Annotated in this window: 27 protein-coding genes; 11 read left to right on the forward strand and 16 right to left on the reverse strand. The window is 71.5% G+C overall.

Annotation, left to right across the window (positions count from 1 at the left end; all coding sequences use genetic code 11):
- Positions 1-8: 8 nt before the first annotated feature.
- The 8 genes from IEY79_RS19380 to IEY79_RS19415 all read right to left on the reverse strand — a co-directional run bounded on the left by IEY79_RS19380 (position 9) and on the right by IEY79_RS19415 (position 7,263).
- Entirely contained in the window at positions 9-542 is a 534-nt protein-coding gene (locus IEY79_RS19380) for a BlaI/MecI/CopY family transcriptional regulator (RefSeq protein ID WP_229700968.1), read from the reverse strand.
- Positions 543-646: 104 nt separating this feature from the next.
- Complete coding sequence (locus tag IEY79_RS19385) at positions 647-826, reverse strand: hypothetical protein (RefSeq protein ID WP_189108794.1); 180 nt, start codon at positions 824-826, stop codon at positions 647-649.
- A 13-nt stretch (positions 827-839) separates the two neighbouring features.
- Positions 840-1,475: a hypothetical protein gene (locus IEY79_RS19390; RefSeq protein WP_189108938.1), complete on the reverse strand. Its 636-nt coding sequence runs from the start codon at positions 1,473-1,475 to the stop codon at positions 840-842.
- 173 nt (positions 1,476-1,648) lie between these two features.
- The gene (locus tag IEY79_RS19395) at positions 1,649-2,446 is read right to left on the reverse strand and encodes a type III pantothenate kinase (RefSeq protein WP_189108795.1); all 798 of its coding nucleotides are present in this window, start codon (positions 2,444-2,446) and stop codon (positions 1,649-1,651) included.
- A complete protein-coding gene (gene nadC, locus IEY79_RS19400) occupies positions 2,446-3,468 on the reverse strand; it encodes a carboxylating nicotinate-nucleotide diphosphorylase (RefSeq protein WP_189108796.1) in 1,023 nt (340 codons plus the stop codon). The genes IEY79_RS19395 and nadC overlap by 1 nt, the downstream gene beginning before the upstream one ends.
- The gene (locus IEY79_RS19405) at positions 3,465-5,261 is read right to left on the reverse strand and encodes an L-aspartate oxidase (protein ID WP_189108797.1); all 1,797 of its coding nucleotides are present in this window, start codon (positions 5,259-5,261) and stop codon (positions 3,465-3,467) included. Before IEY79_RS19405 ends, nadC begins: the two co-directional genes overlap by 4 nt.
- On the reverse strand, positions 5,258-6,328 hold the full coding sequence (gene panC, locus IEY79_RS19410; protein ID WP_189108798.1) for a pantoate--beta-alanine ligase: 1,071 nt from the start codon (positions 6,326-6,328) through the stop codon (positions 5,258-5,260). The genes IEY79_RS19405 and panC overlap by 4 nt, the downstream gene beginning before the upstream one ends.
- Positions 6,325-7,263 carry a Rossmann-like and DUF2520 domain-containing protein gene (locus IEY79_RS19415; RefSeq protein ID WP_189108799.1) on the reverse strand — a complete coding sequence of 313 codons (939 nt, stop codon included), beginning with the start codon at positions 7,261-7,263 and terminating at the stop codon, positions 6,325-6,327. The genes panC and IEY79_RS19415 overlap by 4 nt, the downstream gene beginning before the upstream one ends.
- A gap of 155 nt (positions 7,264-7,418) precedes the next feature.
- Between IEY79_RS19415 and IEY79_RS19420 the strand changes: the two genes are divergently transcribed.
- Together IEY79_RS19420 and IEY79_RS19425 are read left to right on the forward strand one after the other, a co-directional pair.
- Positions 7,419-8,660, forward strand: coding sequence for a threonine aldolase family protein (locus IEY79_RS19420; protein WP_189108800.1), 1,242 nt, complete (start codon positions 7,419-7,421; stop codon positions 8,658-8,660).
- 78 nt (positions 8,661-8,738) lie between these two features.
- Entirely contained in the window at positions 8,739-9,830 is a 1,092-nt protein-coding gene (locus tag IEY79_RS19425; protein WP_189108801.1) for a DUF5937 family protein, read from the forward strand.
- A 33-nt stretch (positions 9,831-9,863) separates the two neighbouring features.
- Here IEY79_RS19425 and IEY79_RS19430 read toward each other — a convergent pair whose 3' ends face one another.
- The 3 genes from IEY79_RS19430 to IEY79_RS19440 form a co-directional block, all read right to left on the reverse strand.
- Complete coding sequence (locus IEY79_RS19430; protein WP_189108802.1) at positions 9,864-10,466, reverse strand: AAA family ATPase; 603 nt, start codon at positions 10,464-10,466, stop codon at positions 9,864-9,866.
- The gene (locus IEY79_RS19435) at positions 10,466-11,143 is read right to left on the reverse strand and encodes a response regulator transcription factor (protein ID WP_189108803.1); all 678 of its coding nucleotides are present in this window, start codon (positions 11,141-11,143) and stop codon (positions 10,466-10,468) included. The genes IEY79_RS19430 and IEY79_RS19435 overlap by 1 nt, the downstream gene beginning before the upstream one ends.
- 61 nt (positions 11,144-11,204) lie before the next feature.
- Positions 11,205-12,410: a sensor histidine kinase gene (locus IEY79_RS19440; RefSeq protein WP_189108804.1), complete on the reverse strand. Its 1,206-nt coding sequence runs from the start codon at positions 12,408-12,410 to the stop codon at positions 11,205-11,207.
- A 96-nt stretch (positions 12,411-12,506) separates the two neighbouring features.
- Here IEY79_RS19440 and IEY79_RS19445 point away from each other — a divergent pair, with 96 nt between their 5' ends.
- The 3 genes from IEY79_RS19445 to IEY79_RS19455 all read left to right on the forward strand — a co-directional run bounded on the left by IEY79_RS19445 (position 12,507) and on the right by IEY79_RS19455 (position 15,953).
- Positions 12,507-13,550: an SAM-dependent methyltransferase gene (locus IEY79_RS19445; protein ID WP_373292582.1), complete on the forward strand. Its 1,044-nt coding sequence runs from the start codon at positions 12,507-12,509 to the stop codon at positions 13,548-13,550.
- Positions 13,547-14,698, forward strand: coding sequence for an NADH-quinone oxidoreductase subunit D (locus tag IEY79_RS19450; RefSeq protein WP_189108805.1), 1,152 nt, complete (start codon positions 13,547-13,549; stop codon positions 14,696-14,698). The genes IEY79_RS19445 and IEY79_RS19450 overlap by 4 nt, the downstream gene beginning before the upstream one ends.
- 190 nt (positions 14,699-14,888) lie before the next feature.
- Complete coding sequence (locus tag IEY79_RS19455; protein ID WP_189108806.1) at positions 14,889-15,953, forward strand: aldo/keto reductase; 1,065 nt, start codon at positions 14,889-14,891, stop codon at positions 15,951-15,953.
- A gap of 94 nt (positions 15,954-16,047) precedes the next feature.
- Here the strand turns inward: IEY79_RS19455 and IEY79_RS19460 are convergent, their stop codons facing one another.
- From IEY79_RS19460 to IEY79_RS19475, 4 genes are all read right to left on the reverse strand, one after another.
- Complete coding sequence (locus IEY79_RS19460) at positions 16,048-17,214, reverse strand: coiled-coil domain-containing protein (protein ID WP_189108807.1); 1,167 nt, start codon at positions 17,212-17,214, stop codon at positions 16,048-16,050.
- A 117-nt stretch (positions 17,215-17,331) separates the two neighbouring features.
- Positions 17,332-18,306 carry an ABC transporter substrate-binding protein gene (locus IEY79_RS19465; RefSeq protein WP_189108808.1) on the reverse strand — a complete coding sequence of 325 codons (975 nt, stop codon included), beginning with the start codon at positions 18,304-18,306 and terminating at the stop codon, positions 17,332-17,334.
- A gap of 119 nt (positions 18,307-18,425) precedes the next feature.
- Complete coding sequence (locus tag IEY79_RS19470; RefSeq protein WP_189108809.1) at positions 18,426-19,193, reverse strand: ABC transporter permease; 768 nt, start codon at positions 19,191-19,193, stop codon at positions 18,426-18,428.
- A gap of 3 nt (positions 19,194-19,196) precedes the next feature.
- Positions 19,197-19,934, reverse strand: coding sequence for an ABC transporter permease (locus IEY79_RS19475; RefSeq protein WP_189108810.1), 738 nt, complete (start codon positions 19,932-19,934; stop codon positions 19,197-19,199).
- Between the two features lie 143 nt (positions 19,935-20,077).
- Here IEY79_RS19475 and IEY79_RS19480 point away from each other — a divergent pair, with 143 nt between their 5' ends.
- The 6 genes from IEY79_RS19480 to IEY79_RS19505 all read left to right on the forward strand — a co-directional run bounded on the left by IEY79_RS19480 (position 20,078) and on the right by IEY79_RS19505 (position 24,502).
- A complete protein-coding gene (locus IEY79_RS19480) occupies positions 20,078-21,250 on the forward strand; it encodes an ABC transporter ATP-binding protein (protein ID WP_189108811.1) in 1,173 nt (390 codons plus the stop codon).
- Positions 21,251-21,379: 129 nt separating this feature from the next.
- Positions 21,380-22,246, forward strand: a complete 867-nt coding sequence (gene folP, locus IEY79_RS19485; protein ID WP_189108812.1) for a dihydropteroate synthase — start codon at positions 21,380-21,382, stop codon at positions 22,244-22,246.
- A gap of 5 nt (positions 22,247-22,251) precedes the next feature.
- On the forward strand, positions 22,252-22,710 hold the full coding sequence (locus IEY79_RS19490; RefSeq protein WP_189108940.1) for a nuclear transport factor 2 family protein: 459 nt from the start codon (positions 22,252-22,254) through the stop codon (positions 22,708-22,710).
- 210 nt (positions 22,711-22,920) lie between these two features.
- Positions 22,921-23,280, forward strand: a complete 360-nt coding sequence (folB, locus tag IEY79_RS19495) for a dihydroneopterin aldolase (protein ID WP_189108813.1) — start codon at positions 22,921-22,923, stop codon at positions 23,278-23,280.
- Entirely contained in the window at positions 23,277-23,873 is a 597-nt protein-coding gene (folK, locus tag IEY79_RS19500; protein WP_189108814.1) for a 2-amino-4-hydroxy-6-hydroxymethyldihydropteridine diphosphokinase, read from the forward strand. The genes folB and folK overlap by 4 nt, the downstream gene beginning before the upstream one ends.
- Positions 23,874-24,010: 137 nt before the next feature.
- Entirely contained in the window at positions 24,011-24,502 is a 492-nt protein-coding gene (locus IEY79_RS19505; RefSeq protein WP_189108941.1) for a DUF3180 domain-containing protein, read from the forward strand.
- Between the two features lie 37 nt (positions 24,503-24,539).
- On the opposite strand, the gene folE is transcribed toward IEY79_RS19505, so the two are convergent.
- Entirely contained in the window at positions 24,540-25,145 is a 606-nt protein-coding gene (folE, locus tag IEY79_RS19510) for a GTP cyclohydrolase I FolE (protein ID WP_189108815.1), read from the reverse strand.
- Positions 25,146-25,239 lie beyond the last annotated feature (94 nt).

Here is a 25,239-nt window from a genome sequence, read left to right on the forward strand (position 1 = left end):
ACTGGACGCTATCGCCCGGCGGGATGCTCTCGGTCGGCGCCCTCGGCGGGGACTTCGCGGGCCACTTCGGGCGTGACTTCGGGTGGTACTTCGCCCGGCACTTCGGGGCTCGCTTCCCGCGAGGCCTCCGGTGAACCTTCCGCCGCCGCCTCGGACGCGCCTTCGCCCGCGGTGTCCGCCCGGTCGCCGCTCACCATCCGGACCGCGTCCTCCAGGGCTTCGCGCTGCGCCGGCGACATCATCCCGAAGAAGGCGACAAGAGCGGCCGCCGGGTTGTCACTCTTCGACCAGGCTTCGTTCATCAGCGCGGCCGCGTAGGCGGCCCGCGTGGACACGGCCATATATCTATAGGCGCGGCCGTCGACTTCCCTGCGTACCCAGCCCTTCTGATGGAGATTGTCCATTACGGTCATGACGGTCGTGTAGGCGATGGACCGTTCCCGCTGAAGGTCTTCCAGGACTTCCCGGACGGTGACCGGACGGTTCCATTCCCAGACGCGGCTCATGACGGCGTCTTCCAGGTCTCCCAATTGACGGGGCACATCGTCACCATAGTGCGAGATGTCCGAATGGTCGGTTATTGACATTACAAAAGGACGTACGACCTCACGGAAGTCGTACGTCCTGATCCACGGCAGTGGCGCCGTCAGGCGCCGGACGGCCTGCCCTGCTGCTCCACGGCCTCCGCGCGGGCGATCGCCGCGTCCACGGCCGCGTCCTCCTTCGCCTTGTTGTCGCCGCCCTGGCTCTTGACGATCGTCACGACCAGGCCGATGAAGAATGCGGCCATCACCACGGGAGGCAGGAGAGCGGATACGTAGTCCATGGCCACAGAGTAGCTATCCGGCGGCCCGCCGCTCCGCCGGGGGCGTGGGCTTACGGCGTGGCGGAAAGACCTCGGACGGCTTGGGCATCGGACGCTCCGTGGAGGGGCGCCCGGGGGCCGTCGGGCGGCGCGGCGGCGCGGGCTGCGCGGGCTGCTTCCCCGGCGCCTTTCCAGGAGCCTTGCCGGGCTCCTCCTTGGGCCGCTGCGGGTCGTCGGCCTCGGCACGGCCTCCCTGGAGCGCGAGCAGCCGGGTACGGGGCGCGGGGGCGGCGGGCGACCGGCCCGCGAGACGGGCCCGTACGGAGCTTTCCGCGGCCCGCTGACAGTGTTCGAGCAGCGCGGCGGCGAGGGGTGCGGCGCGCAGGGTGCGCAGGGCCATGAGGTCCTCCGGGCGTGGGTCGTACCCGGCCGCCAGAGCGTCCTGGAGGAGCTCCAGATAGCCGACGGCCGAGCCGGGAAGCGCGGCGCGGTAGCGGGCGAGATCGGCGAGGAGGAACGCGCGCAGCCGGCCGGCCTCGCGGACCGCCTCGTCCACGGACTCGGCGAGCCGCAGGCAGGCCTGGACGTCCTCGTCGGGGAGGGGGGCGGGGTGGAGGGCTACGGCGAGGGCGCCTCGGAGCACACGCAATTCGTCTGCGCCGAACGCCATGCCGCCGCGGGATCCGTAGGGCGTGGGCATGGGGTGACGATACTCACGAATCGCACAAAATCGTCTAAACGCGACGGCTGCGGCGCGCCGGGATCTCCGGCGCCACCTGGGGCTCGACCGCCGGACGAGCTCCCCGCGGGCCGCCCGGCGCTCGATGACGGACCGGCCGCGGGCTACATGCGCGACACGTTGCGCTCGTACACCAGTCGCAGCCCGATCAGCGTCAGCCACGGCTCGTGCTCGTCGATCACCGTCGCCTCGCCGAGGATGATCGGCGCCAGACCGCCCGTCGCGATCACGGTGACCTCGCCCGGGTCCTCGGCCAGCTCTCGCGCCATCCGGGCCACGACCCCGTCGACCTGGCCGGCGAACCCGTACACGATGCCCGACTGCATCGCCTCGACCGTGTTCTTGCCGATGACGCTGCGCGGCCTCGCCAGCTCGATCTTGCGCAGCTGGGCGCCCCTTATGCCGAGCGCCTCGACGGAGATCTCGATGCCGGGCGCGATGACCCCGCCCGTGTACTCCCCGCGCGCGCTGACCGCGTCGAACGTCGTGGCCGTGCCGAAGTCCACGACGACCGCGGGACCGCCGTACAGCTCGACCGCGGCGACCGAGTTGATGATCCGGTCGGCGCCGACCTCCTTCGGGTTGTCCACCAGGATCGGTACGCCGGTCTTGATGCCCGGCTCGACCAGGACGGCGGGCACGTCTCCGTAGTAGCGGCGGGTCACCTCGCGCAGCTCGTGCAGGACGGAGGGCACGGTGGAGCAGATCGCGATGCCCTCGATGCCGTCGCCCAGCTCCTCGCCGAGCAGCGGGTGCATCCCCATCAGTCCCTGAAGGAGGACGGCCAGTTCGTCGGCCGTACGGCGCGCGTCCGTGGAGACCCGCCAGTGCTCGACGATCTCCTCGCCGTCGAACAGACCGAGCACGGTGTGCGTGTTGCCGACGTCGATGGTGAGCAGCATCAGAGCGCCGCCTCACGCAGGTCGAGGCCGATGTCGAGGATCGGGGCGGAGTGCGTGAGGGCGCCGACGGCGAGATAGTCGACGCCGGTCTCGGCGTACGCGCGGGCGTTCTCCAGGGAGAGCGTGCCGGACGATTCCAGCAGTGCCCGGCCCGCGACAAGAGCGACCGCCTCCGCGGTCCGCTCCGGGGTGAAGTTGTCCAGCAGGATCAGGTCGGCCCCCGCGTCGAGGACCTCGCGGACCTGCTCCAGCGTGTCGGTCTCCACCTCGATCGCGAGGTCGGGGAACCGCTCCCGTACGGCCTTGAATGCCTCGGCGACCCCGCCGGCGGCGACCACGTGGTTGTCCTTGACGAGCGCGGCGTCCGAGAGCGACATCCGGTGGTTGACACCGCCGCCGCAGCGCACGGCGTACTTCTCCAGGGCGCGCAGCCCCGGTGTCGTCTTACGGGTGTCGCGCACCTTCGCGCCGGTGCCCTCCAGTGCGTCGGCCCACGCGCGCGTGGCGGTCGCGATGCCGGAGAGCCTGCACAGGAGGTTGAGCGCGCTGCGCTCCCCGGTCAGCAGGTCACGGGTCCGGGTGGTGACGCTGAGGAGCTTGTCGCCGGCCTCGACGCGGGCGCCGTCCTCGACGTGCCTCTCGACCTCGAAGTCCTCCGTACAGACGATGGACAGGACGGCCTCGGCGACACGCAGTCCGGCGACCGTGCCGCTCTTGCGGGCCGTGAAGTCGCCGGTGGCGACGGCGTCGGCGGGAATGGTCGCCACGCTCGTCACGTCCAGGCCGTGGTCGAGATCCTCACCGATGGCGACGTGGGCGATGTCCTCGACCTGGACGGGGTCGAGTCCGGCCTCGGCCAGCAGCTCGGCGAGCGCGGGGTCGAGGCCGCACTCCAGGGATTCCTCACCGTCCGAACAGCCGCAGCCGTCGCCGCAGCCCCCCGCGGCGGACGCCGGGGCGCCGATCTGGATGAGCGGTACGTCCACGGCCTCGGGGCGCGGACTGTCTTCGGGCGTGCTCACGGTGACGGCTCCCTGGGGACGGAGAGATCTACGGGGATTGCGGCGGGAAATTCGGGGGTGTCGGTCCGGCTCAGCTCCAGGACGCGGCCCGTACCGAGGCGTACGACGAGGTGGCGTCGCCAGTCGGTCTCGTCCCGCTCCGGGAAGTCCTCGCGCCAGTGACAGCCGCGGGTCTCCTCGCGCTCCAGGGCGGCGGCCACCAGGACGCGCGCGACGCAGAGGAGGTTGGAGGTCTCCCAGGACTCGACGCCCGGCTGAGCGGGTTTGCCGGGGTTCGCCGGGTCGGCCGGGTCCGTCGGGCGCAGGGAGTCCTGATACACGGCCTCCAGGGCATCGGCGGCGACGCCCAGGCTCCCTGCGGACCTGAGGACCCCCGCGCCCTGGGACATGATCCGCTGGATCGTCAGGCGCGCCTCGGGAGCGATGAGCGGCAGGAGCGCGGCGGGGGCGGGCGCGAGGGAGGGCCGGTCGGCGGGTGACGTGGCGGGCGGCGCGGGGCGGGGGGCCGCCGCGACCTCGGCGATGTCCGCCGCGATGCGCTCGGCGAACACGAGGCCCTCCAGGAGGGAGTTGGAAGCCAGCCGGTTGGCGCCGTGGACGCCCGTGCAGGCCACCTCGCCGCAGGCGTAGAGGCCCGGCACGGTCGTACGGCCGCGCAGGTCCGTACGGACGCCGCCGGACGCGTAGTGCGCGGCGGGCGCGACCGGGATCGGCTCGGTGACCGGGTCGATTCCGTGCGACCGGCAGGCGGCGAGGATCGTGGGGAAGCGGGTCGCCCACATCCTCGCGCCGAAGTGCCTGGCGTCCAGATACATGTTCTCGGCGCCCTGCTCCCGCATCCGGCGCATGATGCCCTTGGCGACGATGTCGCGGGGCGCCAGCTCGGCCAGTTCGTGCTGGTCGAGCATGAAGCGGACACCGTCCGCGTCCACGAGATGCGCGCCCTCGCCCCGTACCGCCTCGGACACCAGCGGCTGCTGGCCCTCCGACCCGGCGCCGAGGAAGAGCACCGTCGGGTGGAACTGCACGAATTCGAGGTCGGAGACCTCCGCCCCGGCGCGCAGCGCGAGAGCGACACCGTCACCGGTGGAGACGGCCGGGTTGGTCGTCGCCGAGAAGACCTGGCCCATGCCCCCGGTGGCCAGGACGACGGCGGGGGCGTGGACGGCGCCGACGCCGTCGTGCTGGCCCTCGCCCATCACATGGAGGGTGACGCCGGAGGTGTTGCCGTGTTCATCCGTAAGGAGGTCGAGGACCAACGCGTTCTCGACCGTACGGAGGGAGGCGTCGCGCACCGCGTCGACCAGGGCACGGGAGATCTCCGCGCCGGTCGCGTCGCCTCCCGCGTGGGCGATACGGCGGCGGTGGTGGCCGCCCTCGCGGGTCAGCTGGAGATCGCCGGCCGCCGACGTGTCGAACCGCGCCCCCGTTCCGATCAGCCTGCGTACGGCGTCGGGCCCTTCGGTGACCAGCGTGCGTACGGCCTCCTGGTCGCAGAGACCGGCGCCCGCGACGAGTGTGTCGCTCAGATGCTGCTCGGGGGTGTCGCCCTCACCGAGCACGGCCGCGATGCCGCCCTGCGCCCAGCGGGTGGAGCCGTCGTCGAGGCGGGCCTTGGTGACGACGACCGTCCTGAGCCCGGCCGCCGTGCAGCGCAGGGCCGTGGTGAGCCCGGCGACACCGGAGCCGACCACGACCACGTCGGCGTCGACGGCCCAGCCGGGCACGGGCGCGGTGAGCTGGATGCCGGCCGGGCGGGCGGGCCTCGGCTCCCGTACGGACTCGGCGGTCACTGGGAAGCTCCGAACGTCAGTGGGATGTTGTCGATCAGCCGTGTCGCGCCGACACGCGCGGCCACGGCGAGGATCGCCTCGCCGGTGTAGTCGTCCGGGACCTCCGTGAAGTCCGCGGGGTTCACGAGGGCGAGGTAGTCGAGCGTGAAGGAGTCGCTGTCCCTCACCGCCTGGTCGAGGACGACGCGGGCCGCGGACCGTACGGCGTGCGCGCCACAGGCCGTCCGCGGCGTACGGGACGCCGCGTGGGCGACGGCGTGGCTGTCGGCGGCGGCACGGGCCTCGCCGAGCGCCGAGAGGGCCGCCGCGCGGGCCGTGGACGTGGGCGCGGAATCCGCGCGTGCGCGCAGCGCGTGCTGGGCGCCGAGGCGGTCGCTCGCGGCGAAGAGCGCGCGGGAGAGAGCGAGCGCGGTCCGGCGCTCGGGGGCGGAGAGGTAGCGGTTACGGCTGGAGAGCGCGAGACCGTCGTCCTCGCGGACCGTCGGTACGCCGACGATCTCGACCGGGAAGTTCAGGTCGCGGGCCATCCGCCGGATCAGCGCGAGCTGCTGGGCGTCCTTCTGTCCGTAGAAGGCGACGTCGGGGCGGGTGAGGTGGAGCAGCTTCGCGACGACGGTGAGCATGCCGTCGAAGTGCCCGGGCCGTACGGCGCCTTCGAGGCGCTCGCCCATGGGCCCGGCGGAGATCCGTACCTGGGGCGTGCCGCCCGGGTACACCTCGTCGACGGACGGCGCGAACACGGCGTCGGCGCCTGCCGCCTCCGCCGTCTTCAGGTCCGATTCGAGGGTCCGGGGATAGCGGTCCAGGTCTTCGTTCGCGCCGAACTGGAGCGGGTTGACGAAGACGGTGACGACCACGAAGCCGGCCGGGCCGACGTGCCGGCGGGCGGCGCGCACGAGCGCCGCGTGGCCGTCGTGGAGGGCGCCCATTGTCATGACGACGGCCGTACGGGCGGAGGAGGATCCCTCCGGTGTGGCTGCCTGCTCCCGTACGGCTGTCCGCGCGCTGCCGTGCCGGGCGAGCAGCCCGTCCAGCTCCGCGCGCGTGGAGGCCAGTTCGAGGCTCATCGCTCGCCTCCCGGCCGGCTGTCGCCGTCGGCGAGGACGCCCAGCAGGTCCTCGGCCAGCTCAGGCTTGAGCAGGCCGTGGGCGAGCGCCCGGTCGGCCGTCGTACGGGCCATCGCCAGATAGCCGGGGACGGCGGCGGGCGCGTGCTCCCGCAGCTCGGCGACGTGCGCGGCGACCGTGCCCGCGTCGCCGCGCGCCACGGGGCCGGTGAGCGCCGCGTCGCCGGAGCGCAGCGCGTTGTCGAGGGCGGCGCCGAGGAGCGGGCCGAGCATCCTGTCCGGCGCCTCGACTCCCGCCTTGCCCAGCAGCTCCATCGACTGGGCGACGAGGGTGACCAGATGGTTCGCACCGAGCGCCAGGGCCGCGTGGTAGAGCGGGCGGGCGTCCTCCTCGACCCACTCGGGCTCGCCGCCCATCTCGATGACCAACGCCTCCGCGGCCAGCCGCAGTTCGTCGGGAGCGGTGACCCCGAAGGAGCAGCCCGCCAGTCGCTGGACGTCCACGGAGGTGCCCGTGAACGTCATCGCGGGATGGAGCGCGAGCGGCAGCGCGCCCGCGTGGAGCGCGGGCGACAGCACCTTCGTGCCGTACCGCCCCGACGTATGCACCAGGAGCTGTCCCGGACGGATCGCTCCGGTCTCGGCGAGCCCTTCGACCAGACCGGGCAGCGCGTCGTCCGGCACGGTCAGCAGCACCAGCTCCGCGCGGGCGAGCACTTCGGCGGGCGTCACGAGGGGCACCTCGGGCAGCAGGACGGCCGCCCTCCGTACGGAGGCGTCGGAGACGCCGGAGGCGGCGACCGGGCGGTGACCGGCGAGCCGGAGAGCCGCGGCCAGCGCCGGTCCGACCCGCCCGGAACCGACGACTCCGACCGTGAGCCGGGCGGGCCTGTCCCGGGGGTCACGAGGATCGAGGGGGACTGCTGATGCGTTCACGCGGCGGGGCCTTCCGTTCCAGTCCGCGACGGGTACCGGACGATTTCTCGCCATGCTACGCCAGCGTTTCGTGGCATTCCCCGACTGTCCACAGGGTGTGGGCGGCCCTGGTAAAAGCACTGGGCGGACCGCGCCCCGTGGACGATGATCGCCCCATGGCAGACACGAGCGAGCAGGACGAACGACGGCGGCGGCTGGCCGCCTGGCACGCCTCCGGACGGATCCTCTGGCGCAGCCACGCCGACCGGCCCCTCGGTGAACAACTGGCCGCTCTGGCGGCCGACGCGTCGTCGGTCCACGACCTCGACGAGTGGGCGGACGTGTACGGGAACGGGGTCGTCGCCGAGTTGGAGAGCCGGGTGGCGGGCCTCCTCGGCTTCGCGGCCGCCGCGTTCTTCCCGACCGGCACCATGGCGCAGCAGGTGGCACTGCGGTGCTGGGCGGGTCGCACCGGCAACGCGACCGTGGCCCTGCATCCGATGGCGCACCCGGAGGTGCACGAGGGCGGCGCCCTGTCGGTCGTGAGCGGCCTGCGGACGATCCATCCGACGTCCGAGCCCCGGCTGCCCACGGCCGAGGAGATCCAGGCCACGGACGAACCGTTCGGCACGCTGATGCTGGAACTGCCGCTGCGGGACGCCGGGTTCGTCCTGCCGACGTGGGACGAGCTCGTCGCCGTCGTGGCGGCGGCGCGCGAGCGCGACGCGGTGGTGCACTTCGACGGCGCGCGGCTGTGGGAGAGCACGACGCACTTCGGCCGGCCCCTGGAGGAGATCGCGGGGCTGGCGGACAGCGTGTACGTGTCCTTCTACAAGTCCCTCGGCGGGATGTCCGGGGCGATGCTCGTGGGGTCCTCGACGCTGGTCGAGGAGGCGCGGGTGTGGCGGCATCGGTACGGAGGACAGGTCTTCCAGCAGTATCCGGCGGCGCTGTCCGCGCTGCTGGGGCTGGAGCGGGAGCTGCCCCGGCTGCCGTCGTACGTCGCCCACGCGCGCGTGGTCGCGGCGGCGCTGGCGCAGGAGTTCGCCCAGCCGGTGCGGGTGACGGGATCCGAAGCCGGCACCGGATCGGGAGCCGGCAGCGGATCGGGAGCCGTGCCCGCCGCGCCCTGGTTCCGGGTGCATCCCCGGCAGCCGCACACCCACCAGTTCCAGGTCTGGCTTCCGTACGACGCCCGGGTGCTGAACGAGGCGGCCGTGCGCCAGGCCGAGGAGACCGGTGTGGTCCTCTTCCGCCGCTGGTTCGACTCCGGCTCCGGCCCGCCGGGTGTTTCCGTGACGGAGGTGACGGTCGCGCAGGCCGGGCTGGAGTGGACGGCGGACGACGTCCGGCAGGCCGTACGGGAGTTCATGGCCCGCGTGAAGGCGGAGGCCGGAGCGGAGACGCAGGCGGGCTGAGGCAGGAACGGGCCCGCCGATTGACCGCCGCCGTCAATCGTCCGCCGCGCTGTGGGTGGCGGCGTGCAGCATGGGTGCATGAGCGTGACCATCGACATCACCGGGCTGACCCACGAGCGGATCGTCTTCGGACCGTCCCCGCTCGCCGAACTCGGCGCCGCCCTCCACGCGTTGTCCGAGCCGGGCCACCACGCGCGGCTGCACGGCTGGGTCACCTCCACGTCGGCCGGGCTCAAGCCCGAGCTGGCCGACCGGCTGCACGAGGCGGAGTTCCTGTGGCGGTCCACCCGCTCGGACATCCTGCTGCCGCCCTGTCCCCGCGAGACGCTGGCCGAAGAGCTGGACGACCTCGACCGGATGCCCGACGAGCAGTACGTGGCGGCCGCGCTGGAGATCTCCTGCGCGAGTCAGTACGACACGGGCGCGCCGTCCCCGCTGGTGGACGACCGGTCGCGTGAGCGCGCGCTGGAGCTGGCGGCGGCGCGCGGGCCGCGCCAGTCCGCCTTCGTACGGCGCATGCTGGCCGACCCGCCGGCCGTCCGGGCATGGATAAGGCGGCGGCTGGAAGACTGCGACCAGGCGTTCTTCGCCGAGACCTGGCAGCGTGTCCGGGTCCAGCTGGCCGCCGACGCCCGGCACAAGACCGACCTGCTGCGGCGCAAGGGCCTCGCCGAAGCCCTCGCCGCCGTCTCGTCCGCCGTGAGCCTCCAGGAGACGGCACAGGGCGCGGCGGTCGTCGTGGACAAGCTCATGTCGGGCCGCACGAGCGCCGTCGGTTCGGGCCTCACCCTCCTGCCCACCGCCTTCGGCTGGCCACATCTGTTCGCGCTGCACGCGCCCGGCTGGCAGCCGGTCGTGCAGTACCCGGTCGGCAGCCCGGAACCTTCGGGCGGCGCGCCCTCGGTGGAAACAGTCAAGCTGCGTCTGGAGGCCGTCGCGCACCCCATGCGGATGCGGCTGTGCCGCAGTCTCGCGCGGAGCCCGTACACGACCGGCGAGCTGGCCGACGCGTACGGGATATCGGCCCCGGAGGTGTCCCGGCATCTGAGCGTCATGCGAAAGGCCGGGCTGCTGACGACCCGCCGCCGCGGGCGCTATGTGCTGCACCAGTTGGACGTCACCCTCGTGGCCCGGCTCGGCAGCGACTTCCTCGAAGGTGTGCTGCGATGAGGGCCGCTTCGCCGCACCGGCCCGGCCGGGGGCTCAGCCGAAGCGGATGTGCTTGACGCCGATCCACGCGCGGCGCAGCCGGTGACGGAACGCGCTGTCGGTGTTCGGGGCGAGCCGCAGCCCCGCCGACGCGGCGACGGTGTCCGCGACCTGGGGGACCGTCACGCTGTCCGTACGGATGTGCTCGCCGAACTCCGGGCGGGACAGCCGCTCCAGACAGTGGTCCAGCTTGGCGACGGCGAAGCTCTCGCGTTTGAGTCCCGTCCCGAGCCCGCGTTCGGTGAGCCTCTTCAGGACGGTCTCGCGCTCGGCGAGCAGCGCGAAGTGGTGTACGTCGTGCCCTTCCCCGCGCAGGCGGCCGACGATCTCCTCGAAGTAGCCGTCGTGGACGAGGGTCATGGGGGCGATCACTGTCCCGTCGTGTTCACGCAGCACCAGATCGAGCACGTCGTGTACCCCCTGCCGCCAGGCGGGAAGGTCCTGGAAGTCACCCCGGAGCCCGGGGGGCATCATGCGGTGCAGCCCGAACCCGACCCGCTCCGGATCGCAGATAACGCTCCCCGGCAGCCGCCGCGCGATCTCGTGCGCGGTCTGCGTCTTACCGCCGCCGAAGGGCCCGTTGATCCACAGGAGCATCAGACGGCGCCGCCTCCGGCACGCACCAGTCCCGACTCGTACGCGAGCACCACGACCTGCACCCGGTCGCGCAGACCGAGCTTGGTGAGGATGCGGCCGACGTGGGTCTTCACGGTCGCCTCGGAGAGGACGAGCCGGGCGGCGATCTCGCCGTTCGACAGGCCCTGGGCGACCAGCAGCATGACCTCGCGCTCGCGGCCGGTCAGCCGCTCCAGCGCGCCGGTTGCCGCGCTGTTCTCCCGGGCGCTCGGCAGCATGGCCGAGAAGCGGTCGAGCAGCCGCCGCGTCGTGGACGGCGCGACGACGGCGTCGCCGCTGTGCACGGCCCGGATCGCGCTCAACAGCTCGGACGGCGGCACGTCCTTGAGCATGAAGCCGCTGGCGCCCGCCTTGAGCCCGGAGAAGGCGTACTCGTCGAGGTCGAACGTCGTCAGGATGAGCACCTTGGGCGCGCCGGGCTCCGCGCAGATACGGCGGGTCGCCTCCACACCGTCCAGGCGTGGCATGCGTACGTCCATGAGGACGACGTCCACGGTGGTGGAACGGAGATTCTCGATCGCCTCCGCGCCGTCGCCCGCCTCCGCGACGACCTCCATGTCCGGCTGTGCGGCCAGCACCATGCGAAAACCGGTGCGCAGCAGCACCTGGTCGTCGACGAGCATCACGCGGATCGACATCGGCGGGTTCCTTCTCCGTCGGGGCGGGCGGTCGGTGGCACATCGGTGGCGAGGCCGGTGTTCAGTGCGCGGGTTTCAACGGAAGCAGCGCGCTGATCCGGAAACCGCCCCCGGGCCGCGGCCCCGCGTCGAGCGTGCCGCCGACCATGCCGACGCGCTCCCGCATCCCTATGAGGCCGTGCCCCCGGCCGTCCGCGCCACCGTCCACGTACAGATCATGGCCCGCGCCGCGCCCGTCGTCCTCGACCAGGAGTCCCAGCCCGTCGTCGAAGTAGACCAGACGGACGCTGGCTCCCACGTCGGGTCCGCCGTGCTTGCGGCTGTTCGTCAGCGCTTCCTGCACGATCCGGTACGCGGTGAGTTCCACCCCGCTCGGCAGCGACCGGGGGGTGCCCTCCACCTTGAAGTCGACGGTGAGCCCCGCCGACCGGACCTGCTCGACCAGGTCCTCTATCTGCTGGACGTCGGGCTGCGGCACGTACTCGCCGCTCTCCTTGACGTCCCCGGTCCGCAGCACGCCGAGCAGCCGGCGCATCTCCGCCAGCGCCTGCCGTCCGGTGCCCGAGATGGTCTCCAGGGCCTGCCTGGCCTGCTCGGGCGCGGTGTCCAGGACATAGGCGGCGCCGTCGGCCTGGACGACCATCACCGACACGTTGTGCGCGACGACGTCGTGCAGCTCGCGGGCGATCCGCGCGCGCTCGGCGGCCACCGCGACCTTCGCCTGCGCCTCCCGCTCCTTCTCCAGCCTCGTGGCGCGCTCCTCCAGCTGCGCGAAGTACGCGCGGCGGGTGCGGACGGAGTCGCCGAGCACCCAGGCGAGTGCGAAGGGCACCGCCAGCACGACGGTGAGGAAGAACTGCCCACTGGCGCTCTCCTCGCTCGCGGGCCAGCGGATCTGGGCCAGCGGCGCCGCGGCCAGCCCGCCGATCAGCCCCAGCTGGGTGGCCCAGCGCGGGCCGCCCCGCGCGGCGACCGTGTAGATGAGTGCCAGCATGGCGAAGTCCGCCGGGTTGGGCCGTACGTCCGTCACCATCTGGACCACGCCCAGACCGGCCACGAGCAGCAGCATCTTCTCCGGAGCGCGACGCCGCAGCGCGACGGTCAGCGACAGCAGCAGAACGATCACCCCGGCCACGATCGCCGGTTCGGTGCCGCCGTCACCCGCCTCCGCGACCACCCACAGCATGGAAAACCCGAAGAGCACCACAGCCCAGAAGCTGTCGACGCCCGTCGGGTGTCTACGGAGAAAGTCATAGAGACGCTGCACGTAACCCAGCGTAGGGATGCCAGAAAGGTAGAAGGGTCAACCGGAGGGCCGATCCGGTCGGCCGGCGCGTACTCCCCAAGGTGGAGACTTGGGCCCGTGACGGATGAGACGTGTAAGCACGACGGGGCCGAGGAGGCCCTGTGGGGCGTGGAGGCCCGCGGATGGGCCGCGGCGACGGAGAGCGCGCTGTACGGCCCGGAGGGCTTCTACCGGCGCCCTGAGGGGCCTGCCGGGCACTTCCGCACCTCCGTGCACGCCTCACCGCTCTTCGCGTCGGCCGTCGCCCGGCTCCTGGTGGCGACCGCCGAGGCGCTGGAGACCGACGAGATCGACCTGGTGGACATGGGGGCGGGGCGCGGGGAACTGCTGACGGGGGTCCTGGCCGCCGTACCGAACGGGCTGTCCGTGCGGCCGTACGCCGTCGAACGGGCGGTGCGCCCGCCCCGGCTGGATCCGCGCGTCGAGTGGACCGACAGGCCGCCGGACGGGGTCCGGGGGCTGCTGTTCGCCAACGAGTGGCTGGACAACGTGCCGGTCGACGTCGCCGAGGCCGGGCCCGACGGGACGGTGCGGTACGTCCTGGTGGGCCCCGACGGGACGGAGCGGCCCGGCGCCCCGGTCGAGGGCCCGGACGCGCAGTGGCTGGCGCGCTGGTGGCCGATGGCCGAGCCGGGCGCGCGGGCGGAGATCGGCCGGACCCGTGACGAGGCGTGGGCCGCCGCCGTCGCGACGCTGGACCAGGGCCTCGCGGTGGCCGTCGACTACGCGCACGTACGGGGCGACCGGCCGCCGTTCGGGACGCTGACCGGGTTCCGGGACGGCCGGGAGGTGCGGCCGGTGCCGGACGGCAGCTGCGACATCACCTCCCATGTGGCGCTGGACGCGTGCGCGGCGGCCGGAGACCCGGGCGACGCCCGGGGCGGCGGGGCCTTCGTACTGAGCCAGCGCGAGGCTCTGCACCGGCTCGGCGTCAGCGGCGAACGCCCGCCGCTCTCTCTCGCCACGACCGACCCCGCCTCCTACGTACGCGCGCTCGCCACCGCCGGCGAGGCCGCCGAACTGACCGCGAGGGGCGGCCTCGGGGACTTCGGCTGGCTGATGCTTCCGGTGGGCACGGCTCTGAGAGACTGGCCCGCATGACGGAGACCACCCGCACGACGGTCGGCATCGGCGGCGCGGCCGAGAGCACGGACATGGTGCTCAACATCGGGCCCCAGCACCCTTCGACGCACGGTGTGCTCCGACTGCGTCTGGTGCTCGACGGCGAGGTGATCCGGCAGGCCGAGCCGGTCATCGGCTATATGCACCGGGGCGCCGAGAAGCTGTTCGAGGCGCGCGACTACCGCCAGATCATCATGCTCGCCAACCGTCACGACTGGCTGTCGGCGTTCGCCAACGAGCTCGGTGTGGTGATGGCGGTCGAGCGCATGCTCGGCATGGAGGTGCCGCAGCGCGCCGTCTGGACGCGGACGCTGCTCGCCGAGCTGAACCGGATGCTCAACCATCTGATGTTCCTCGGCTCCTACCCCCTCGAACTGGGCGGGATCACCCCGGTGTTCCATGCCTTCCGGGAGCGCGAGGAGCTCCAGGCCGTGATGGAGGAGATCTCCGGCGGCCGGATGCACTTCATGTTCAACCGGGTCGGCGGTCTCAAGGAGGACCTGCCCGCGGGCTGGCTGGACCGCGCCAGGCACGCGGTCGCCGAGGTCCGTTCCCGGATGGACGTCTACGACAGGCTGGTCCTCGGCAACGAGATCTTCCGGGGCCGGACACGCGGCGTGGGCGTCCTGGCGGCGGAGACCGTGCACGCGTACGGGGTTTCGGGGCCGATCGCGCGGGCCTCGGGCGTCGACTTCGACCTGCGCCGCGACGAGCCGTATCTCGCGTACGGCGAACTCCAGGACACGCTGGAGGTCGTCACGCGCGAGGAGGGCGACTGTCTGGCCCGCTTCGAGTGCCTGCTGGGCCAGACCCACAACTCGCTCGACCTCGCGGACGCGTGCCTCGACCGCATCGCCGACCTGGAGCCGGGTCCGATCAACCAGCGGCTGCCCAAGGTCCTCAAGGCGCCCGAGGGACACACGTACGCCTGGACCGAGAATCCGCTCGGCATCAACGGCTACTACCTGGTGTCGAAGGGGGAGAAGACCCCGTACCGGCTGAAGCTCCGCTCGGCCTCCTTCAACAACATCCAGGCGCTGACCGAGTTGCTGCCTGGCACCCTGGTCGCCGACATGGTGGCGATCCTCGGCTCGCTCTTCTTCGTCGTCGGCGACATCGACAAGTAGCGGGGCCCGCAGGGGCCACTCCCCCGTATCCCGCCGGTGCCGCTGCCGTGGTGCGAGATCCGCGCGTCGGCCTGAGGCTGGATGAGGGGGCGCGGACAGGTGTCCGAGGCGTTCCCGCGTCGGCCGGGAGATTCAGAGCCCCGGGGGCGCCGGGGTGGACGTCGGAATCCTGGCTACACGAGGAGGAGACGTGGAATACCGGACTCTCGGCAATTCGGGTCTGAAAGTGTCCCGACTGGTGCTCGGTTCGATGAACATCGGCTCCCGCAAGCAGTTCACGCAGATCGGCGGGCTGGGACTCGATGAAGCCCGCCGACTCTTCGATGTCGCCCTGGACGCGGGCGTGAACATGATCGACACGGCGAACATGTACTCCTACGGGCAGTCCGAGGAAATCATCGGCCAGGCGCTCCGGGGCAAACGCGACGACGTCCTCATCGCCTCCAAGGTACGTGCGCGGCTGGCCGACGGGCCCAATGACGGCGGGGCGTCCGCGTACCACATCGTCCGCGAGGTCGAGAAAAGCCTCCGCCGCCTCGACACCGACCATCTGGACCTGCTCTACCTGCACCAATGGGACGGTCAGACACCGATCGAGGAGTCGCTGACCGCTCTCGAACGGCTCGTCGCCGCCGGCAAGGTGCGCTACCTGGGGATCTCCAACTTCAACGGCTGGCAGATCATGAAGACCATGTACACGGCGCGTCTGCACCACCTCGGCACACCGGTCGTCCAGCAGGTCTACTACACGCCGGAGGCCCGGGAGTCCGAGTACGAGATCATCCCCGCGGCGCTCGACCAGGGACTCGGCACCCTTGTCTGGGGTCCCCTGGGCGAGGGACTGCTCAGCGGCAAGGTCCGGCGCGGCCAGGACGTCGCCTCGACCACCCGGCAGGGCACCGACTGGCCGGAACCGCATGTGGTGGACCGGGAGCGCGCGTACGACATCATCGATCTGCTCGCCGAGATCGCCGACGCCCGGCAGGTCTCCGTCCCGCGCCTCATCCTCGCCTGGGAACTCGCCAGGCCCGGTATCACCGGCCTGGTCATCAGCGGCCGCACCGAACAGCAGCTGCTCGACAACCTCTCGGCGCCCGATCTGCGGCTGACCGACGAGGAGACGGCCCGTATCAACGAGGCCACCCAGCTCCCGGCGTACTACCCGTACTGGCACCGGATCATCAACGCCGCCGACCGCCCCGACCCGGCGGAAGCTCCCTTCCTCGACGGCTACCGGCAGCGGATGCGGGGCTGAGAACGGCGAGCGCGCCCGGATCCGGCGGCATCACCGTCGGACGCGAACGGGCGCCCCGGAGCGTGTGGCCGGGACCAGGCCCCCGGGACAGCCCTCAGGAGCCGATCGCGCTGCGCAGTTGCCCGAGCGGCAGCGGCTCGGCCTCGTCGTGCTCGGTCAGGTCGATGACCTGGCCCACCGCCCGGTCGTCGGTCCTGCGCTGCGCCAGGGCCTCGTCGCCGGTGACATCGGCGAGGTCCTCGCCCTGTGCCCGCTCCAGCTCCGCCGGCGCGGGCTGTCCGGCCTCGGTCCGCGTGGCCTCCGGGTCGGCGGGGCCGTCCTCCGCGTCGGCGGCGGGCGGTTCGGTCGCCGACGCCCCGTCCTTCTGCGTACCGAAGAAGTCGAAACCTCCCTCGGGACCCCGCTGCAGCCGGTGCCGCCGGTTGTACGGGACGATCGCGGAGGCGCCCGGGTGGGGGCGGGTGGCCGGCAGGGACATCGACGGCCGGGACTTCAACGGAAGCGCGGACGAGGGACGGGTGTGCTCGGTGGCCGCCGCCGCTTCCGCCGCGCGCCGCTTCCCGGCTTCCTTCTCCTGCTCGGCCTTCTCGGCGCGGGCCTTCTCGGCCTGCTTCTCCCGCTCGGCCTCCGCCGCGGCCTCGCGGGCCGCGCGCTCGGCGAGTTCACGCCGACGGGCGTCTTCGAGGATGCGCTTCGTGTTCTGTGTCACGCCGTTGCGCGTCAGGTCCTCAAGGGCCTGCGCGGCGCGGTAGTACGCCGACGCGGTGGGTGTACTGCCCGCGGGCGGCAGCGCCTTGGGCTCGGTGGCCGCTTCGATGGCGAGCTGCCGCCGGCCCTCCAGCGCGCTGGCGCGCGCGGTCTCCGCCGTGGCGTACCGCCGCAGGAGCGCGGCGTGCTCGCCGCGCAGCTTCGCGAGTTCCACCCGCTTGGCGCGCAGTTTGGTGTCGAGGCGGGTGCGGATCTCGCGTGATTCGTCGATATCCGTTTCGAGTTCGGCTATTCGCTCCTCGCTCTTCCACTCCTCGTTCGCCTGCGCGTGCAGCAGCTCGGCGACGCGCCGGCCCGCGGCCCGGTCCCAACTGCGCATCAGATAGGCGCCGGTGGCGGCGGTGGCCGCGGTGACGAACACCAGGCCGCGGAGCGCCACGGGTTCCGCGAGAAGCCAGGCACCCGCGGCGCACAGAGCCGCGGCCCCGGCCACGGCCGACGGCGGCAGAATCCTGTGGAGGGGCGGGGAATGGCGGTGGCGTCCACGTGGCATGGCCAGAAATTTACCGCGCGTCGCCCCGGAATGGGGGTCGGCCGGACAATCTTTCCCCGTCCGTTGCCGACTCCACTCCGGTCCCTCTACTTCCCGCCGCTTCCTCCTAACTTGCGGCTACTTGCCGATCAGGTCCTTCGACTCCAGATACTCCTTGGCGACATCCGCGGGCTTCGCGCGCTCGGAGTCGACCTTCAGGTTGAGCTTCGCGAGATCGTCTGTCGTGAGGGTGTCGGTGAGCTTGCCGAGAATGTCCGCGATCTCCTGAGAACCGGCGTCCTTGGCATTGACCACGGGAAGTACGTTGTCCGCGTTCTGCAGCTTCTTGTCGTCCTCCAGGACCACCAGACCGAAGCTGTCGAGCGTGCCGTCGGTGGTGGTGCTGAGGACCAGCTGGTCCTTGCCGTCCTTGACCGCCTGCTTGGCCTGCGGAGTACCGACGCCCTGCGGGTCGATGCCGGTGACGTCGATTCCGTACGTCTCCTTGAGACCGGGCGCGCAGAACGGCCGCACCTCGCACTCGTCACCCGCGGCGATCTTCACCTTGAGCTTCGACGCGCCCAGATCCGAGAGCGTCTTGAGCTTGTTCTTCTCGGCGTATTCCTTGGTCACCGCGAAGGCGTTCTGGTCGACCGCCTTGCCGGCGGGGAGCACCTTCAGGCCGAGCGGCTCCGCCAGCTTCTCCAGTGCGCCGACCGTGGCGGCCGTGTCGCTGGAGGCGAGCGGCTTCTTCAGGGCCTCGTCAGCGCCGTTCACCTTGGCGTTGAGGAATTCGGTGAGCGTCGCCGCGTATTCGGGGACGACGTCGATCTCACCCTTCTCCAGGGACGGCTCGTACAGCTCGCGGTTCTTCACCGTCGTGACGGAGGTGTCGTATCCGCCGTCACCGAGGATCTGCGCGTAGAGCTCGGCCAGCACCTTGGACTCGGTGAAGGCCGCGGCGCCGACGACGAGGGAGCCCTTCTTGTCGGAGCCCGAGCCCTTGTCCGACCCGCCGTCCGACTCCAGGCTGTCGCCGCCGCACGCGGCGAGCGACCCGGTCAGGACGACTGCGCCAATTACCGCACCCGCGATGCGCGAGGTCTTGCTCATGAAAGTTCACCATCCGTTGAGGGAGGCCTGAGGAGGAGGCCTGGAAAGTCGGTCGTCGCACGGTCGTTGATTCGAACGGTCGCGGATCCACACGCTTGTCGTGTCACTCGGTCGTCATGTCACACCGTCTTCGTCACCCGGTCCCGCGGGAGCACGTCGTCCTTGCCGAGGGCGTCGCCCGCGGCGCCGTCCCGCGCGACGGGCACCGGTACCCGGACGGCCGTGGCGGACGGAGACGGGTCGAGCACCCGGTCCAGCGCCACCAGCACGCCCTCGACGACCAGCGCGAGCAGCGCCACCAGGAGCGCCCCCGCGACCACCTGCGGGGTGTCGTACGTGTTGAAGCCGGCGGTGATGATCCGCCCGAGGCCGCCCTGTCCCACCATCGCCGCGATCGTGGCGGTGGCGATCACCTGCACCGACGCGGACCGGAGGCCGGTCATCACCATCGGGTACGCGAGGGGCAGCTCGACCCGCAGGAAGAGCTGGCGCCCGGACATCCCCATGCCCCTGGCGGCTTCGAGCACCGCCCGGTCCACCTCCCGCATGCCCACGTAGGCGTTGGTCAGCAGCGGCGGCACGGCGAAGAGGACCAGTGCGACGATCGTCGGCACATAACCGGCGTTGCGCAGCGGGGAGAGCATGAACAGGGCGAGCACGGCGAAGACCGGGACCGCCCGCCCCACGTTGGAGATGTTGATCGCCAGCGCGCCGCCCTTGCCGATGTGCCCGAGGTAGAAGGCCGTCGGGAGGGCTATCGCGCAGGCGAGCGCGAGCGCGACCCCGCTGACGTACACATGCTCACCGAGCCGGGCGAGCGCGCCGCCCTCGCCGGACCAGTTGGAACCGGTGACCAGCCACGTCCACGCGTCTGCCAGAACATCCATCGGTCAGCCCCCCACCTTCGCCGGGCGGCCGGTCCGGCCCTCGCGCGCCGGACGTACCGCACGGCCCTTGCCCGTACGTGTGCGGGTCCAGGGTGTGAGCAGCCGCTGGAGTCCGAGGAGGAGCAGGTCGGCGGCGACCGCCAGCAGCACGCAGAGCACCGAGGCGGCGAGCACCTGGGCCTTGAACAGGCTCGGCAGCGCGTCCTCGATGAGATTGCCGAGCCCGCCCCGTCCCACGATCGAGCCGACGGTCGTCAGCGCGACCGTCGAGACCGTGGCGATCCGGACACCCGCCATCAGCGCGGGCAGCGCGAGCGGCAGCTCGACCTCCCAGAGCAGCCGTCCCGAGCCGTACCCCATCCCGCGGGCGGCCTCCTTGGCCTCCGCCGGAACGGAGTCGAGGCCCGCGATGATGTTCCTCACAAGGATCGTCAGTGAATACAGCACCAGGCCGGTGATCACCAGCGCGGACGACAGCCCGAAGAACGGCAGGAGCAGCGAGAACATCGCAAGCGACGGGATTGTGTAGAGCAGTGTCGTCAGTCCGAGCACCGGGCCGGCGAAAGCCGGTTTGGAGCGTGCGAGCAGGGCGAGGGGAAAGGCCACGAGCAGCCCGATGAGGACCGAGACAACGGTGATCCAGATGTGCTGGACCGTCGCATCGATCAACTCCTGGCTACGGGAGCGGAGGTACTCTCCGCAGATCCATTCGTTCGCCGCCAGACAGCTTTGAGCGCTCATCCACCCCCGCCTCCCCTATCTCCCCGAACGTATGTCTGGTGTCTTTGTCTCGGCGACCCTATCCCCGACCACTGACAATCGCGGAAGGCCGCCACATTCCAGCAACATTGCCTTCACACAAGACGCGTCACAATGGGGAAATCATGATCCGATTCGAGCACGTCACCAAGCGGTACCCGGACGGCACCACGGCTGTCGACGACCTCAGCCTGGAGGTCGGAGCGGGCGAGCTGGTCACGCTCGTCGGACCGTCCGGCTGCGGCAAGACCACCACCATGAAGATGGTCAACCGGTTGATCGAACCGACCGAAGGCCGGATCTTCATGGACGGAGAGGACATATCGACCGTCGACCCCGTCCAGCTCCGGCGCCGGATCGGCTATGTGATCCAGCAGGTCGGCCTGTTCCCGCACAAGACGATCCTGGAGAACACGGCGACCGTCCCCCACCTCCTGGGCTGGCCGCGCGGCAAGAGCCGTGAGCGCGCCGCCGAACTCCTCGACCTGGTCGGCCTCGACCCGTCCGTGCACGGCGACCGCTACCCCGAGCAGCTCTCCGGCGGACAGCGCCAACGCGTGGGCGTGGCACGGGCACTGGCCGCCGATCCGCCCGTCCTGCTGATGGACGAGCCCTTCGGCGCGGTCGACCCCGTCGTACGCGAGCACCTCCAGAACGAGTTCCTGAAGCTCCAGGCCGCCGTCAACAAGACGGTGCTCTTCGTCACGCACGACATCGAGGAGGCGGTCCGCCTCGGCGACCGGATCGCGGTGTACGGGCAGGGCACCATCGAGCAGTTCGACGCCCCCGCCGCCGTGCTGGGCGCGCCCGCCACGCCGTACGTCGCCGACTTCGTCGGCGCGGACCGCGGCCTCAAGCGGCTCTCGGTCACACCGATCGAGGAGGGCGACCTGGAACAGCCGCCCGTCCTGCATCTGGACGACCAGCTGCGGACCGCGGCGGCGAAGCTTTCCAAGGAGGGCGCGCGCTGGGCGGTCGTCCTGGACGGCGACGACAATCTGCACGGCTGGATCTCCACCGAGCAGACCGGCTCCTCGGGGACCGTACGGGAACACGCCCGTCGTATGGAGGCCTGGCTGCCGGTAGGAGCCTCGCTCAAGCAGGCGTTCTCCACGATGCTCCAGCACGATGCCGGCTGGATCGCCGTCATCGACAGGGAGGAGACGGGGCGCTTCCTCGGCGTGCTGACCCCGGCCCGGCTGCACGAGGCGCTGCGCCGCTCGATCGACGCGGACGCGCACGCCATCCCCCGCACCGAGGTGGAACTGGAGACCGTCGCGCAGATAGCGGCGTCCTGACCACGCGTCGCGCCCCGACCGCACGACGCGCCCCGACCGCGCGCCACAGGCCCGACGGCGTCCTCCGGTGGGGGCCGTCCCCGCCCGGTGGGGGCGTACCGGGGCACGTACGGGCCTAGGGTGGGACGTATGAGTACGTTGCGCCCGCAGGGCGGAAGGGGCACGGTCGACGGCCTGCCGGAGTGGGACCGCTGCGCGGTCATGGGAGTCGTCAACGTGACGCCCGATTCCTTCTCCGACGGCGGTCGCTGGTTCGACACCACCACCGCGGTGAAGCGCGGCCTCGATCTGGTGACCGAGGGCGCCGATCTGGTGGACGTCGGCGGTGAGTCGACGCGTCCGGGCGCCTCGCGGGTCGACGAGGACGAGGAGCTGCGGCGCGTCGTCCCCGTCGTGCGGGGTCTGGCGTCCGAGGGCGTCACGGTGTCCGTGGACACCATGCGGGCCTCCGTCGCCGAACAGGCCGTGGCCGCCGGCGCCGTCCTGGTCAACGACGTCAGCGGCGGCCTCGCCGACCCCGCCATGGTGCCCGCCGTCGCCGCCGCGGGCGTGCCCTTCGTCGTCATGCACTGGCGCGGTTTCAGCCAGGACATGAACAGCCGCGCCGTCTACACGGACGTCGTCGCCGAGGTGGTGGCCGAACTGCGGGACCGCATGGAGGCGGTGATCGCCGGTGGCATCGCTCCCGAGCGCCTGGTGATCGACCCCGGCCTCGGCTTCGCCAAGGGCGCCGAGCACGATCTCGCGCTGCTCGCCCACACGGCCGATCTGCGGGCGCTGGGCAGGCCGCTGCTGGTCGCCGCGTCCCGTAAGCGGTTCCTCGGCCGCGTACTGGCCGGTGACGGCGCCCCGCCACCCGCGCGCGAACGGGACGCCGCGACCGCCGCCGTCTCCGCGATCGCCGCCCACGAGGGCGCCTGGGCGGTACGGGTGCACGAGGTACGCGCGACCGCCGACGCCGTCCGCGTGGCGCGTGCCGTCGAGGGAGCCCGGTGAAGAGCCTGCCGAGCGGGACCGACAAGGATCAGGTCGACGCCCTCAACACGGCCTTCTACGAAGCCATGGAGCGCGGCGACCTCGACGAGCTGTCCGACCTCTGGCTGGACGGGGACAACCCCGGCGTCAGCTGTGTCCACCCGGGCTGGCCGGTGCTCACGGGCCGCGGCGAGGTGCTGCGCTCGTACGCGCTGATCATGGCCAACACCGAGTACATCCAGTTCTTCCTCACGGATGTCGTGGTGTCCGTCGCCGGCGACACCGCTCTCGTGACCTGTACGGAGAACATCCTCAGCGGCGGACCGGCCGAGGAGAGCGGTGCGCTCGGCCCGCTCGTCGGCCAGCTGGTGGTCGCCACCAACGTCTTCCGCCGCACCCCCGAGGGCTGGCGGGTCTGGTCCCACCACGGCTCTCCGGTTCTGGCCGAAACCGACGACGAGCAGGACGACGAATCTCCCGCGTGAGTGGGTAAGGCACCTACAGGGGTCGGCCCCGTGCCCTGGGAACTACCTGCGGTTCCCTGTCGCGCGGAGCCCGCCGCGGATGTCGTCGGCGGTGCCCGGGGCCCCACGGGCAGGGCGTGTCGGTGCCCGCGAGTAGATTCGACCGGGGACACGCGCCGTCCGCATACGGCATAGTGCCCCACTTGACCAACGACAGCAGGAGTGATTCGCGTGGACCGTCTCGCGCTGCGCGGCCTCAAGGCCCGTGGGCACCATGGCGTCTTCCCCCGGGAGCGCGAGGAGGGGCAGACCTTCATCGTGGATCTGGTGCTGAGCCTCGACACCCGCCCCGCCGCGGCGGGCGACGACCTGACGAGAACCGTCCACTACGGGGTCGTGGCCGAGGAGGTCGTGGCCGTCGTGCGGGGCGAGCCGGTCGATCTGATCGAGACACTCGCCGAGCGCATCGCGGAACAGTGTCTGAAGCATGACGCCGTCGAGGAGGTGGAGGTGACGCTCCACAAGCCGGACGCCCCGATCACGGTGCCCTTCGACGACGTGACCATCACCATCACCCGGAGCCGACTATGAATCCACAGAGCGATCCGACCGTTCAGCCGGTGCCGGCCTCGGTGGTGGCCCAGGTCGATGCGGCGGACGTCACCCTGTCCAATCCGAAGCGCGCGGTGATCAGCCTCGGTTCCAACCTCGGCAACAGGCTGGAGACCCTCCAGGGAGCCATCGACGCCCTGGAGGACACCCCCGGACTGCGGGTCAAGGCGGTGTCGCCGGTGTACGAGACGGCGCCCTGGGGCGTCGAACCGGGCACCCAGCCCACGTACTTCAACGCCGTCGTCGTGGTCAAGACCACACTGCCGCCCTCGTCCCTGCTGGAGCGGGCGCAGGCCGTGGAGGAGGCCTTCGACCGGGTGCGTGTGGAGCGCTGGGGGCCGCGCACGATCGACGTCGACATCGTGGCGTACGCGGACGTCGTCTCGGACGACCCGGTGCTCACCCTGCCCCACCCGCGTGCCCACCAGCGGGCCTTCGTGCTCGTGCCCTGGCACGACGTGGAGCCGGAGGCACAGCTGACCGGCCGGGGTACGGTCTCCGAACTGCTCGCAGCCGTCGAACAGGCGGGCGTGGAGGCTCGGGCGGACCTGGAACTCCGCCTGCCCGACTAGTCGTTAAGCACTGCGAACCGGCAGGCCGGTCGCAGGACGGCCCCGGTGCGGGTCAGGTGCGCCGGCAGGCGTGTGCGAAGTACGTGTGTGGAGTACGTGTGTCGGTGACGAGCAAGGGTGAAGGGCGGGCTTTCGCGGTGAGGCAATTGCGGATCGGGGTTCTGGCGGGCCTCTTCGCCGTGGCCGGGGTGCTCTCGTGGGGCGCCGCCCGCCTCTGGGACTCGCTCGGCACCCTGCCCAGCGTGCCTCTCGCCGCACCGATCGTGCTGGCGGTGATCGCCGTCGTCCTCACGGCGACGGCCCTCTCGCTCCGCTCCCGGCTGCGTGCCCAGCGTGAGCGCCGGCCGGGCGCCAAGGGCGTGGATCCGCTGATGGCCGCGCGAGCGGTCGTTTTCGGTCAGGCGAGCGCGCTCGTCGCGGCGCTGGTCGCCGGGATGTACGGCGGGACGGGCGTCTTCCTGCTCGACTCGCTGGAGATCCCCGCCCGGCGGGACCAGGCGTACTACGCGGGAGCCTCGGTGGTCGCCGGCATCGCGGTGATCGCCGCCGCGTTCTTCCTGGAGCGTGTCCTCAAGCTGCCGGACGACGGGCACGACGACAACGACAACCACGGCGCCGCCCACGTCTGACCTCGCCCGGACCGGGTCGGCCGGAGGAGGATCCGGTTCAGCGGGCCATGATCAGACTCATCGCCTCGTTGCGGGTCGCCGGATCGCGCAGCTGACCCCGTACCGCCGAGGTGATCGTCTTGGCACCGGGCTTGCGCACTCCGCGCATCGACATGCACATGTGCTCGCACTCGACGACCACGATCACGCCGCGCGGCTCCAGGATCTTCATCAGCGAGTCCGCGATCTGCGTGGTCATCCGCTCCTGGACCTGCGGCCTGCGCGCGTAGACGTCCACGAGTCGCGCCAGCTTCGACAGTCCAGTGATCTTCCCGTCGGACGACGGGATGTAGCCGACGTGCGCCACACCGTGGAAGGGCACCAGATGGTGCTCGCAGGAACTCTGCACCTCGATGTCCTTCACCAGGACCATCTCGTCGTGGCCGATGTCGAACGTCGTGGTCAGGACGTCTTCCGGCCGCTGCCAGAGCCCCGCGAATATCTCCTTGTACGACCGGGCCACCCTGCCCGGCGTCTCGCGCAGGCCCTCGCGGTCCGGGTCCTCACCCACCGCGATCAGAAGCTCCCGTACGGCGTGCTCGGCCCGCTTCTCGTCGAACTCGCCGATCTCACCTTCGCCGTCGAGCCTCACGGGATTGGTCATCTGGGCCTCGTTCCTCCGCCGTTCCATGCGCGGCAAAGAAATGCCGCGCCCCATCAGGCTAAGACCTGTGGGACGCGGCATCTATTCCGGGCCT

The sequence above is a fragment of the Streptomyces camponoticapitis genome (assembly GCF_014646115.1).
In the GTDB taxonomy this organism is placed as follows: domain Bacteria; phylum Actinomycetota; class Actinomycetes; order Streptomycetales; family Streptomycetaceae; genus Streptomyces; species Streptomyces camponoticapitis.